The 12,228-nt window shown below is 61.7% G+C and carries 10 protein-coding genes; 7 read left to right on the forward strand and 3 right to left on the reverse strand.

The features are described from left to right. Window positions 1-4 precede the first annotated feature (4 nt). On the forward strand, window positions 5-730 hold the full coding sequence (locus PF66_RS32585) for a hypothetical protein (RefSeq protein WP_152972958.1): 726 nt from the start codon (window positions 5-7) through the stop codon (window positions 728-730). A gap of 418 nt (window positions 731-1,148) precedes the next feature. Here PF66_RS32585 and PF66_RS03560 read toward each other — a convergent pair whose 3' ends face one another. Further along, window positions 1,149-1,421: a DUF3077 domain-containing protein gene (locus tag PF66_RS03560; RefSeq protein ID WP_054057291.1), complete on the reverse strand. Its 273-nt coding sequence runs from the start codon at window positions 1,419-1,421 to the stop codon at window positions 1,149-1,151. Window positions 1,422-2,280: 859 nt separating this feature from the next. On the opposite strand from PF66_RS03560, the gene PF66_RS03565 reads away from it, so the two are divergent. The 5 genes from PF66_RS03565 to PF66_RS03585 all read left to right on the forward strand — a co-directional run bounded on the left by PF66_RS03565 (window position 2,281) and on the right by PF66_RS03585 (window position 8,916). Next, window positions 2,281-3,348: a hypothetical protein gene (locus PF66_RS03565; RefSeq protein ID WP_054057292.1), complete on the forward strand. Its 1,068-nt coding sequence runs from the start codon at window positions 2,281-2,283 to the stop codon at window positions 3,346-3,348. 429 nt (window positions 3,349-3,777) lie between these two features. Continuing rightward, window positions 3,778-4,254 (forward strand): formate dehydrogenase subunit gamma, encoded by a 477-nt coding sequence (locus PF66_RS03570; protein ID WP_054061902.1) that lies wholly within the window; start codon window positions 3,778-3,780, stop codon window positions 4,252-4,254. Next, complete coding sequence (locus tag PF66_RS03575) at window positions 4,251-5,813, forward strand: formate dehydrogenase beta subunit (RefSeq protein WP_193394185.1); 1,563 nt, start codon at window positions 4,251-4,253, stop codon at window positions 5,811-5,813. The genes PF66_RS03570 and PF66_RS03575 overlap by 4 nt, the downstream gene beginning before the upstream one ends. Next, window positions 5,810-8,698, forward strand: a complete 2,889-nt coding sequence (gene fdhF / locus PF66_RS03580; protein ID WP_054061904.1) for a formate dehydrogenase subunit alpha — start codon at window positions 5,810-5,812, stop codon at window positions 8,696-8,698. The genes PF66_RS03575 and fdhF overlap by 4 nt, the downstream gene beginning before the upstream one ends. Beyond that, window positions 8,695-8,916 (forward strand): formate dehydrogenase subunit delta, encoded by a 222-nt coding sequence (locus PF66_RS03585; protein ID WP_017904898.1) that lies wholly within the window; start codon window positions 8,695-8,697, stop codon window positions 8,914-8,916. The genes fdhF and PF66_RS03585 overlap by 4 nt, the downstream gene beginning before the upstream one ends. 53 nt (window positions 8,917-8,969) lie before the next feature. Here PF66_RS03585 and PF66_RS03590 read toward each other — a convergent pair whose 3' ends face one another. Together PF66_RS03590 and PF66_RS03595 are read right to left on the reverse strand one after the other, a co-directional pair. Beyond that, window positions 8,970-9,518, reverse strand: coding sequence for a sterol desaturase family protein (locus PF66_RS03590; protein WP_054057295.1), 549 nt, complete (start codon window positions 9,516-9,518; stop codon window positions 8,970-8,972). 101 nt (window positions 9,519-9,619) lie between these two features. After that, window positions 9,620-10,405: a DeoR/GlpR family DNA-binding transcription regulator gene (locus PF66_RS03595; protein WP_054057296.1), complete on the reverse strand. Its 786-nt coding sequence runs from the start codon at window positions 10,403-10,405 to the stop codon at window positions 9,620-9,622. Window positions 10,406-10,773: 368 nt separating this feature from the next. Between PF66_RS03595 and PF66_RS03600 the strand changes: the two genes are divergently transcribed. Further along, the gene (locus tag PF66_RS03600) at window positions 10,774-12,171 is read left to right on the forward strand and encodes an amino acid permease (protein ID WP_054057297.1); all 1,398 of its coding nucleotides are present in this window, start codon (window positions 10,774-10,776) and stop codon (window positions 12,169-12,171) included. Window positions 12,172-12,228 lie beyond the last annotated feature (57 nt).

Raw genomic sequence — 12,228 nt, forward strand, 5'->3', positions numbered from 1 at the left:
AGGGGTGGATAACAGAAATCTAACGAAACGCCAGCATTATCATATGCGTGCGATTCTCAAAAATTTTGCTGATGGTGAGATGCTCAACATCTCCCGCAAAGATGGCACCACAGACCTTTTGAGCTATGAAAACAAGGCTTTTTACGGTCACGTCGCATGGTCAGATGAGACAGAAACCCGATACGGTGCCTTGATCGAAAAACGGTTTTTAGGTCAAGCAACACATATTTTTAATACACAGCGTGTTTGTAATCATCAAGATATTTCTGAATATCACATTTTTTGGCGGCTTCGACATACTTATGCCGTTGATCCTATGCCAGTGACGAAAATCTACGAAAATTTTGACTTTGGCACACTGGAAGAGGTCAAGGATTGGTGCAATAGGAACGGCAAAATTTATGTCAACGGCGACGGGACTATTGACGGAATGTTTGCCGCCACCCTCAAAATTCGGGAGGGCCTTGATCGCTACCGCAAAGAATACGAAGGTGTTTATTGGTCCGTTGGTATTGCTGAAAGCGGTGATTTAACTTCAGCAGATAGTTACAAAAACTCTCTAATTCTACCGCTATCGCCGAATATATTGCTATGCGGCAAACGTACGAGAAGTAAAAAACCGTGGATCATGACTGATGAAGATATTAAACAAGCTAATCAGATGGCTACCGACCAGTGTCATGATTTCTGTTTTTCAAAGCCTAAAATCGATGATTCTACTGCATCATGATCTGGTGGTCGCTTCGCTTGGTAAAAAATTGAAGTCAAGAAAATGACCTGAATTTAATAGACTGAATGGCTCCTAATACAAAACGAAAAATTGACATTGAAAGGTCCTTTCGGACTGGTTTATCGAGATATTGGTGCGAAGGGGTGATCTGGAGGCAATCCGGGGCAAGCTCAATACTTGCGTGACGGAGGGAATGCAAAAGCCCCTGGGCCGAGAGCTACAGCGACTGGCAGATGGCTGTGATCAGGCTCAGACGACCGAAGACCTGAAGGCCCCGCTTGGCTTGCTCAGAGAGTATCTAAAAGACATTCAGTGACGAACCTCACGCACCCTGAGTTGAGCTTGCTCGCGAAGAACGATAACGCGGTGAGCCTGCCAACACCCACCGCCAAATCGCTACGCCTTGAACAGCACAGGCCTACGCCTCAAGCAACATCCCCTGCGTAAGATCATCGATCACCGCCTTCCCCATCTCCCCCAGATAATGCGCCGCCCAGGCATATCGCTCGCCCTCCTTTGCATCCAATGCCGCATCGAGGGACAACGCCTTGGCGCACTGCAGCAACAGGGAAGCATGCTCCATGGCCTCCAGGATCGGCACATCGGCATTGACGCGGAACAGCTCGCGGCCTTGGGAGCCGCAGGTGGAAAAGGTGACGGCACCGAGGGTTTTGATGGGGAATGGGGTCATTGGGCACCTCCGGCGAATGCCTGGGTGCTTGGGATTTGAAATTGAAACTCTTGAGTCGACACGTTCATGCGTTGCTCCTACCTTGATGAAGGAGCTGCACCACTCGTTTCCAGGCGAAGGGTGGCAGCTGTACGCAGGCTGGAAACCGGGAAGATAGGCACCCGGCAGACCCGAAGGCCTCCCGCGCACAGCCGCCATGACACGGACGTGCGGACACAAAAAAGCGCCCACAGTCTAACCATGGTAGCGCCTATGCGCCTATCTTTTGTCTCCCAGGTTTCCAGGCCTGATCGCTGAATTTCCAACGACATTCCGAGCATAGCGGGATACGCGGGGTGCTTCAAAAAGCGTTTGAAGCGAAACATTTCAGGATAAAGAATCGTCACCTCTGCAGTGCCCTTCACCCCGAAACCACCGCAATCATGACGAATCTACAATCGCTCTATAATTCACTGTAATTCGCCCTGAGCAGAAGCATCGTAACGAGCTTTAGCCGAGGAGAGGCACTCTCAAATACCCATACTTCCTCGATATTGGCTCCAATATGTTTTACAAATTGCGAGCGACTCAGACCTCCGACGAACGACGCTTCTCAGCCCTTGTGCACTCAGGCTCAGGTGATTAGGATGAATGCCGTGTGAAGTGGCTCAATGAGCAACGCAAACCGTTACAACGGCGAGTTTGCAAAAAAACCGCCCTACTAAGGCGGTTTTTTTTCGCCTCGTTTCCAGGTATCAGCCATGAGCATAGCCCGCCGTACACGTCGGCAACCTTCCTGACATTCCGACGCCCACACTGGACCCGATAATGTCGCTTCAGTAGCATGCCCCTCTTCCAATCCGCCAGCCAGGGATGCTCAATGCCGGTTCTTGCCTCCGCCCCTTCACGCCTGTTGACCACCACGACCCTGCTGCTATCAGCCCTGCTGGCAGGCTGCAGTGTCAACGGCACCTACCCGGATGCCACGGAACCGGACGCCGCGAAGCTGCGTTTCGTCGCCAACACCTCGAACGCCACCCTCGACTACTTCGACGCCGAACACTGCGACGGGCAAACCACCGGCATCCTCAACAACATGCTGATGGGCGACACCAAGCGTCGCGCCGGCATGCTCAGCACACCACCGAAGGACGCCCGGGGCTACCTGGAAATCAAGCTCAAGCCCGGCCAGGAAACCCTGTTGCGGGTCAACACCCACGAGGGCTATTCGGTCTGTGGCAACGGCATCAACTTCAAGCCCGAGGCCAATGCCGAATACGAGCTGACCTTCGACTCCGGCAAGGGTCAATGCCGTACCCGCCTGCAAAGGGTCCGGATCATCGACGGCAAGGAACAACGCACGCCTGTGCTGCATCTGGGCAAGGGCCTGCCCGCCTGTGCCGGACGCAATCCGATATTCCCCAAGCCGCCGGTGGCCCTGCCGGACACGCCACACCGCCTGGAACTGATGAACCGGATCATCGACAGCAGCCTGATCCCGAGCATGCTGCCCTCCCCGGAAGATGCCAGCAAGACGCCGCTGGCGATGGCCAAGGTCGACAACCTGATCGCCGAGCGCAAGGCCAAGCTGGGTTTCACCCTGCCGGACGACTACTGGGCCCTGTATCGCCAGAACCTCCAGGCCTTCGACGCCGAATCCGCACAGCGCAAGGCACTGACCCTGCAGCGCTACAAGGATGAGTACCTGTCGCGCCTGCGCCCGTTGAAGGATGCGGAGCTGGAAGAGTGGGCCAAGCCGGAAGACAAGTCGGCCAAACCGACCAACAAGGCCGCGTTCGAACAGTACAAGTCGATGACGCTCTACTACTTCGAGGCCGGCAAGCAAGTGACGCTGGAGATCATCGAGCATCACCTGGACCGGATGGCGCAGATGGACCAGCGTTACGGGGTGTGCGAGCGCTACAGCGAATGCTGGAGAAGCTTCTGACGAGACACGTCGCGGCCCATCCGGACAACGACTGGGTGGGTCATTTCGATCGGCCGACGCCCCTGGCCAATCCCCGCCCCGGCAACGGTCGATACCGGCGCCGGGCCACGAAGCCCCGGCCCATTGCAGGGGCTGCCCGCCCCCTGTGCCCATGACACCCGCCTGAAACGCCCCCTTCTATACTCAATGGCAGTCGCGGAAAGAACCGTGCAAGTCGCTTTGGTGCCGATAAAGCCGGGGCGCCATGGCAATCTGGACTTTATGCCCTGAAGAGGTGCGGCAAAGACCGCACCGGGCCAAAAAGATGCCCGCTCAGGGTGCCTGGCCACCGGACATGCCACGATGCCGTGACGTGGTGTGAATGCCGCAGCCGACACTTTCGGACAGCCGACGACCTCGTGGCATGTCCGTAGCCGTGAGGATTGCCGTATGCCTGATGAGACGTTGCACCTGCCCCTGGTCAACCGCCTGCTGGAACGCCACAAGGGCTCCCCGGGCGCGCTGCTGCCGATTCTTCATGAAATCCAGGAAGGCATCGGCTATATCCCCGATGTCGCCATCCCCGAAATCGCTCATGCCCTGAACCAGAGCCAGGCCGAGATCCGTGGGGTGATCAGCTTCTACCATGACTTCCGTACCGCCCCCCCGGCCCGGCACATACTGCGCCTGTGCCGGGCGGAATCCTGTCAGAGCCGTGGTGCCGAACAGCTCGCGGCACAGCTGCGCGAGCGCCTGCAACTGGACGACCACGGCAGCAGCGCCGACGGGCGCATCAGCCTGCGTCCGGTGTACTGCCTGGGCGCCTGTGCCTGTTCACCGGCCCTGGAGCTCGATGGCCAGGTGCACGCACGGCTCAACGCCGAGCGCCTGGATGCGCTGCTCGATAGCTGCCGGGAGGACGCATGATGCCTAACCTCTATCTACCCGCCGACTCCCTGGCCCGCGCCGTCGGCGCCGATGAAACCGCCGCAGCCATCAAGGCCCGGGCCAGTGCAGGCAATCTGCAGTTGGATCTGCAGCGCACCAGCTCGCGCGGCCTTTACTGGCTGGAGCCGCTGCTGGAAGTCGACAGCCCGCAGGGCCGCCTCGGCTTCGGCCCCGTGACCGCCGCCGATGTCCCCTCACTGCTCGACGCACTACAGGGCGAACCGTCGGCCCACCCCCTGGCCCTCGGGCTGGTGGAAGAATTGCCTTATCTGAAAAGCCAGCAGCGCCTGCTGTTCGCCCGCGCCGGTATCACCCGTCCCCTGTCCGTGGAAGACTACCGGGCCCACGGTGGCTTCGAAGGGCTGGCCCGGGCCATCGCCGTCGGCGGTGAGCAGACCGCTACCGCCGTGTTCGATTCGGGCCTGCGCGGCCGCGGTGGCGCAGCCTTCCCCGCCGGGATCAAATGGCGCACGGTCCGCGCTGCCCAGGCGACGCAAAAATACGTGGTGTGCAACGCCGACGAAGGCGACTCCGGTACCTTCGCCGACCGCATGCTGATGGAAGGCGACCCCTTCCTGTTGATCGAGGGCATGACCATCGCCGGCCTCGCGGTCGGTGCCAGCCAGGGCTACCTCTATGTCCGCTCGGAATATCCACAGGCGGTGTCGACACTGCGCCAGGCGCTGGACATCGCCCGCGAGGCCGGCTACCTCGGTGCCGATGTACTCGGTAGCGGCCAGGCCTTCGACCTCGAGGTCCGGGTCGGCGCCGGCGCCTACATCTGCGGCGAGGAAACCGCCCTGCTCGACTCCCTCGAAGGCAAGCGCGGCATCGTCCGCGCCAAGCCTCCCATCCCGGCGCTGCGCGGACTGTTCGGCCAGCCGACGCTGGTGCACAACGTGCTCACCCTGGCGTCGGTCCCGCTGATTCTGGCCAAGGGCGCACAGTTCTACCGCGACTACGGCATGGGTCGTTCCCTGGGCACCCTGCCTTTCCAACTGGCCGGCAATGTCCGTCATGGCGGCCTGGTCGAGCGGGCCTTTGGCCTGACGCTGCGCGAACTGGTGGAAGGCTACGGTGGCGGTACCGCCAGTGGCCGGCCGCTGAAGGCGGCCCAGGTAGGCGGCCCCCTTGGCGCCTGGGTCCCCCCGGAGCAGTTCGATACACCGCTGGACTACGAAGCCTTCGCCGCCATCGGCGCAATGCTCGGTCACGGTGGTGTGGTGGTGGCGGACGACAGCCTGGACATGGCCCGCATGGCGCGCTTCGCCCTGCAATTCTGCGCCGAGGAATCCTGTGGCAAGTGCACACCCTGCCGCATCGGCTCGACGCGCGGCGTGGAAGTGATCGATCGGCTGCTGGCAGCCCCCGACCAGGGAGGCCGCGATGAACAGGCGATCATCCTCAAGGACCTGTGCGACACCCTGCAATACGGTTCGCTGTGCGCATTGGGCGGCATGACCTCCTATCCGGTGGCCAGCGCCCTCAAGTATTTCCCCGCCGACTTCGGTCTGCAGCCCTCGGAGGCCGATCAATGATCACTCTCTTCGATCCGAAAACCGATATGGACCTGGGCACCCCGGCCCGCGACAGCCAGGTGCAGGTCACCCTGAACATCGACGGCCAGAGCATCAGCGTGCCCGAAGGCACCTCGGTGATGCGCGCGGCAGCCATGCTCGGCACCAGCATTCCCAAGCTGTGTGCCACCGACAGCCTGGAACCCTTCGGCTCCTGCCGCCTGTGCCTGGTGGAGATCGACGGCATGCGCGGCTACCCGGCGTCCTGCACGACGCCCGTCAGCGAGGGCATGGTGGTCCATACCCAGACGCCGAAACTCGCGACACTGCGCCGCAACGTCATGGAACTGTACATCTCCGACCACCCACTGGACTGCCTGACCTGCTCGGCCAACGGCAACTGCGAACTGCAGACCGTCGCCGGCCAGGTCGGCCTGCGGGAAGTGCGCTACGGCTATGAAGGCGACAATCACCTGGCCGACACGAAGGACACCTCCAACCCCTATTTCGACTACGACCCGAGCAAGTGCATCGTCTGCAACCGTTGTGTTCGCGCCTGTGAAGAAACCCAGGGTACCTTTGCCCTGACCATCACCGGGCGCGGCTTCGAATCGCGGGTCGCCGCCGCCGGCGGCGAGAATTTCCTCGACTCGGAATGCGTGTCCTGCGGCGCCTGCGTGCAGGCCTGCCCCACTGCGACCCTGATGGAAAAAAGCGTGGTCGAACTGGGCCAGCCCGAGCATGCCGTCATCACCACCTGCGCCTACTGCGGCGTCGGCTGCTCGTTCCGCGCCGAGATGAAGGGCGACCAACTGGTACGCATGGTTCCCGACAAGAACGGCCAGGCCAACCACGGCCATTCGTGCGTCAAGGGACGCTTTGCCTGGGGCTACGCCACCCACCCGGATCGCATCACCAAACCGATGATCCGCAAGCACATCGACGACCCCTGGCAGGAAGTCAGCTGGGATGAGGCGGTCACCTACGCCGCCAGCGAGTTCCGCCGCCTGCAACACAAATATGGTCGCGACGCCATCGGCGGCATCACCTCCAGCCGCTGCACCAACGAAGAAACCTACCTGGTGCAGAAACTGGTACGGGCCGCCTTCGGCAACAATAACGTCGACACCTGCGCACGCGTCTGCCATTCGCCCACCGGTTATGGTCTGAAGCAGACCCTGGGCGAGTCGGCGGGGACCCAAAGCTTCGACTCGGTGATGCAGGCCGACGTCATCCTCGTGATGGGGGCCAACCCCAGCGACGCCCACCCGGTGTTCGCCTCCCAGCTCAAGCGCAGCCTGCGCCAAGGCGCGCGGCTGATCGTCATCGATCCCCGGCGTATCGACCTGGTGGACTCCGTGCATGCGCGTGCCGAACTGCACCTGGCCCTGCGCCCGGGTACCAACGTCGCCATGCTCAATGCGCTGGCCCATGTCATCGTCACCGAGGGCCTGCTCGACCAGGACTTCATCGACGCCCGTTGCGAAGGCGCTGATTTCACCCGCTGGAAAGAATTCGTCAGCCGCGCGGAAAACTCGCCGGACGTGCTCGGGGTCATCTGCGGCGTGGCTGCCGACGACATCCGCGCCGCCGCCCGCCTCTACGCCAACGCCGACAACGCAGCCATCTACTACGGCCTGGGCGTGACCGAACACAGCCAGGGCAGCACCTCGGTCATGGGCATCGCCAACCTGGCCATGGCCACCGGCAATATCGGCCGCGAGGGCGTCGGCGTGAACCCGCTGCGCGGGCAGAACAACGTGCAGGGTTCCTGCGACATGGGCTCCTTCCCCCATGAGCTGCCCGGTTACCGGCATATATCCAACGCAGCGGTGCGCAGCCAGTTCGAACAGGCCTGGAACGTCACCTTGCAACCCGATCCGGGCCTGCGCATCCCCAACATGTTCGAGTCCGCCCTGGCCGGCCACTTCAAGGGCCTGTACTGCCAAGGCGAGGACATCGCCCAGAGCGACCCGAATACCCAGCACGTCACCGCAGCGCTGTCGGCCATGGAATGCGTGGTGGTGCAGGACATCTTCCTCAACGAAACCGCCAAGTTCGCCCACGTGTTCCTGCCGGGCAGTTCGTTCCTGGAAAAGGACGGCACCTTCACCAACGCCGAGCGCCGCATCTCGCGGGTGCGCAAGGTCATGGAACCGCTGGGAGGCAAGGCCGACTGGGAAGGCACCGTGGCCCTGGCCAACGCCCTGGGTTACCCGATGAACTATCAGCACCCGTCGCAGATCATGGATGAAATCGCCAGCCTGACGCCGACCTTCACTCACGTCAGCTATGCGGCCCTGGAACGCCACGGCAGCCTGCAATGGCCGTGCAACGACGCGGCACCGAACGGCACACCGACCATGCACATCGAAGAGTTCGTGCGTGGCAAGGGGCGCTTCATGATCACCGGCTACGTGCCCACCGAGGAAAAGGTCAACAGCCGCTACCCGCTGCTGCTGACCACCGGCCGCATCCTCAGCCAATACAACGTCGGCGCCCAGACCCGGCGCACCGAAAACGTCGCCTGGCATGATGAGGACCGCCTGGAAATCCACCCCACCGATGCCGAGAGCCGGGGCATCAGCGAAGGCGACTGGGTCGGCATCGGCAGTCGTGCAGGCCAGACCGTGCTGCGGGCACGGGTGACCGAGCGGGTTGCCCCGGGGGTGGTGTACACCACCTTCCACTTCCCGGAGTCGGGGGCCAACGTCATCACCACCGACAACTCCGACTGGGCCACCAACTGCCCGGAATACAAGGTCACTGCCGTCGAGGTCAGCCGCGTCTACCAGCCTTCGGAATGGCAGAAACGCTACCAGGCGTTCAGCGACGAGCAGCAGCGCCTGCTGGAGGAACGCCGCCAGGCACGCGAAACCGGAACCCGAGCGGAGGTCCGCCGATGAGCACCGACAACCTGATCAAGATGGCCAACCAGATCGCCCAGTACTTCTCCAGCGAACCGGATCCGCAACAGGCCGTGCTCGGCGTGCGCAATCACCTGCAGATGTTCTGGACACCCGGCATGCGCAAGGAATTGCTGGCCTGGCAGATCGAGCACCCGGGTGCTGAGCTGCATCCGCTGGCGCGGGCAGCGGTCAGTGGGGCGGGTTGGGAGGCCTAGGAAGGCACTGGCCCCCTGGCCTGTGAGAGCAGGCCAGGGGGCATTCCACAAGATTACATCTCGGCATCAGCCTGCAACGGGCTAGCAGCCTGGACGCGGCGGGCCTCATCGCTGGCGGCATGATCGAGACGAATGCGCGCGGCCTGTCGCGACTCGCGCAACTGCCGTTTCAGCGTTCGCAACGGCGGCGCATAAAGAAAGCCGAACGACACACTGTTCTCACGCCCCTTCACCGCATGATGCAGCAGGTGCGCCTGATACAGGCGCTTGAGGTAACGATTGCGTGGTCGCGGCCGAAACGGCCAGTAGCGATGCACGATGCCGTCATGCACCACCACATAGATGATCCCGAAGGCTGCCACACCGGCACCGATCCACTGCAGGGGATCATGCCCGCTGTTCCCCGCCACGATCAGGCTCACAGCCACCGCCGCCAACACCAGCAGATAGATATCGTTGGTCTCGAAAGCCCCCAGGTGTTCCTCATGGTGCGAGCGGTGCAGGAACCAGCCCCAGCCGTGCATGACGTACCGGTGCGCCAGGTAGCCGACACCTTCCATCGCGACGAGGGTGCAGAGGAACAGGGCAAGGTGGGTCATCATGGAACGCCGTCGACTCGCAGGAACATCGGAATGCAAAGCGGGTGAGAAGCCGCCAGCATACCTTGCCGGAGACGAAAATCGAGCGCTGGAACGACGAGCGCTCAGATCTGCGCCTGCACCACCTCGATCCCCAACCGTCGATAGGCCTCGACATCGTCCATCAGATGCTGCTCGGTAATCATCGTCTGCAATCGCGCACAAGGTCCCACTACAAAAGGCTCCACCGCACCGAGCTTGTCCGCCGTGGTGACGGCCACCACATGGGAGGCGCTGTCGAGCAGCGCCTGCTTCACCGCCAGTTCCTCGTAGCGCGCACAGCTGATGCCGACTTGCGGATGAATCGCGCAGACGCCGGTAAACAGCAGGTCCGCCTTGATCCCCTGGATCAGCCGCACCGCCTCATGGCCGTCGACCGCCATGGTGGCGGGGTTCAGCGTGCCACCGGCAAGAATCACCGTGACGCCCTGATGCTCGGCCAGGGTCATGGCAATCATCGGCGAACAGGTGACGGCGGTGATGGACAGGCCCGCCGGCAATGACTGGGCGATCTGCAAGGTGGTACTGCCGGAATCGAACAGGACGATCTGCCCCTCCTCGATCCGTCGCACCGCCAATTGGGCCAGATGCCGTTTCACCTCGTTGGTCTCGGCGATCCGGGTGAAGTAGTCCTTGCCGGTGTCCTTGGGCCGGGGCAAGGCACCGCCATGCACCCGTTGCAACAGGCCGGCCTGGGACAGTTCGGCCAAGTCCCGGCGGATGGTGTCTTCAGACACCGCGAAATGCAGACTCAAGTCCGAAGCCATGACCTTGCCGTCGCGCTCCAGCAACAGCAGGATCTTCTGCCGCCGCACAGGGGGCAATTCGGAGGAGGAATGGTGGTTTTGCATGACTTCGCCTGACTATGCATGTTTATGCCGAATTCAACAGAACTATATATCAGCGCCCCATTCGATCAAGCAAAAACACGACAACGACGGCGCAGGCACTCACACCAGGAGAAAGCCAATCACATGGCAATCCCTGCAGCATTTACCGGATACGGCAGCCAATATCGTCAATACTTTCAGCATCTGTACCATTTGGCTGTCGGAAACCTCCGAATCAGTGCCTAATTTGCCCTCGAACCCGCGTAATACTTGAGCCCCCCATCTTCGGGATTTAATATCCACGCCGCTTATGTCGAGCACTCAGTACCGGTTGCAGACCTGATCCACTCAGGGCCCCGCTGAGAAGAAAAACTAGAGAAGGTGAAGCAATGACGGGTGAAAACCTGACACCGGGTTTGCTCAAGCGCGGCTTGAAAAACCGCCATATCCAGCTGATTTCCCTGGGTGGGGCGATTGGTACCGGGCTGTTCCTCGGCTCCGCCGGGGTGCTCAAGTCGGCGGGCCCGGCAATGATCCTGGGCTACGCGATCTGCGGTTTCATCGCTTTCCTGATCATGCGCCAGCTGGGCGAGATGATCGTCGAGGAACCGGTCGCCGGCTCCTTCAGCCACTTCGCCCACAAGTACTGGGGCGGTTACGCGGGCTTTCTCTGTGGCTGGAACTACTGGGTGCTCTACGTGCTGGTGGGCATGGCCGAACTCACCGCAGTGGGCAAGTACGTGCAGTTCTGGTGGCCCGAAATCCCGTCCTGGGTCAGCGCGGCAGTGTTCTTCGTGCTGGTCAACCTGATCAACCTGACCAACGTGAAGACCTTCGGTGAAGCCGAGTTCTGGTTCGCGATCATCAAGGTGGTGGCCATCGTCGGCATGATCGCCCTTGGCGGCTACCTGCTGGTCAGCGGCGCCGGCGGCCCGCAGGCCACGGTCAGCAACCTGTGGAGCCATGGCGGTTTCTTCCCCAACGGCGTCAGCGGCCTGCTGATGGCGCTGTGTTTCATCATGTTCTCCTTCGGTGGCCTGGAGTTGGTGGGCATCACCGCCGCCGAGGCCAGCGAGCCGCGCAAGGTGATCCCCAAGGCGATCAACCAGGTGGTCCTGCGCATCCTGATCTTCTACGTCGGCGCACTGACCGTACTGCTGTCGCTGTATCCGTGGGACCAACTGCTGGTCACCCTCGGCGCTTCCGGCGACGCCTACAGCGGCAGCCCGTTCGTGCAGATCTTCGCCCTGATCGGCAGCGATACCGCGGCGCAGATCCTCAACGTGGTGGTCCTGACCGCCGCCCTGTCGGTGTACAACAGCGGCGTGTACTGCAACAGCCGCATGCTGTTCGGCCTGGCCGAGCAAGGCGATGCGCCGAAGTCGCTGCTGAAGCTGAACAAGCAGGGCGTGCCGGTTCGTGCCATCGGTGTCTCGGCGCTGGTCACCCTGCTCTGCGTGGTGGTCAACTACGTCGCTCCCCATGAAGCGCTGGAGCTGCTGATGGCGCTGGTGGTCGCGTCGCTGATCATCAACTGGATCGTGATCAGCCTGACCCACCTGAAATTCCGCAAGGCCATGGAGCAACAGGGCGTGGTGCCTGGCTTCAAGGCGTTCTGGACGCCGCTGAGCAACTACCTGTGCCTGGCCTTCGTCGCGCTGATCCTCGGCGTGATGCTGATGATCCCGGGCATCGCCGTGTCGGTCTACGTGATGCCGGTGTGGGTACTGTTCATCTACGGGCTGTACCGCCTGCGGGTGGCGAAGGGCTCGCCGCGCACGGCCTGATCATCTGCCTGAAGAACAAGGGGACCACACGGTCCCCTTTTTTGATCGTGCCCAGCC

Origin of the sequence: Pseudomonas asplenii (assembly GCF_001293465.1) — a bacterium.
Classification (GTDB): domain Bacteria; phylum Pseudomonadota; class Gammaproteobacteria; order Pseudomonadales; family Pseudomonadaceae; genus Aquipseudomonas; species Aquipseudomonas fuscovaginae_B.

Coding starts and splice junctions, on each gene's coding strand:
- PF66_RS03560 (WP_054057291.1), bottom strand. CDS start 1,421: ATGACCCCATTCCCCATCAAAACCCTCGGTGCCGTCACCTTTTCCACC.
- PF66_RS03565 (WP_054057292.1), top strand. CDS start 2,281: ATGCCGGTTCTTGCCTCCGCCCCTTCACGCCTGTTGACCACCACGACC.
- PF66_RS03570 (WP_054061902.1), top strand. CDS start 3,778: ATGCCTGATGAGACGTTGCACCTGCCCCTGGTCAACCGCCTGCTGGAA.
- PF66_RS03575 (WP_193394185.1), top strand. CDS start 4,251: ATGATGCCTAACCTCTATCTACCCGCCGACTCCCTGGCCCGCGCCGTC.
- fdhF (WP_054061904.1), top strand. CDS start 5,810: ATGATCACTCTCTTCGATCCGAAAACCGATATGGACCTGGGCACCCCG.
- PF66_RS03585 (WP_017904898.1), top strand. CDS start 8,695: ATGAGCACCGACAACCTGATCAAGATGGCCAACCAGATCGCCCAGTAC.
- PF66_RS03590 (WP_054057295.1), bottom strand. CDS start 9,518: ATGATGACCCACCTTGCCCTGTTCCTCTGCACCCTCGTCGCGATGGAA.
- PF66_RS03595 (WP_054057296.1), bottom strand. CDS start 10,405: ATGCAAAACCACCATTCCTCCTCCGAATTGCCCCCTGTGCGGCGGCAG.
- PF66_RS03600 (WP_054057297.1), top strand. CDS start 10,774: ATGACGGGTGAAAACCTGACACCGGGTTTGCTCAAGCGCGGCTTGAAA.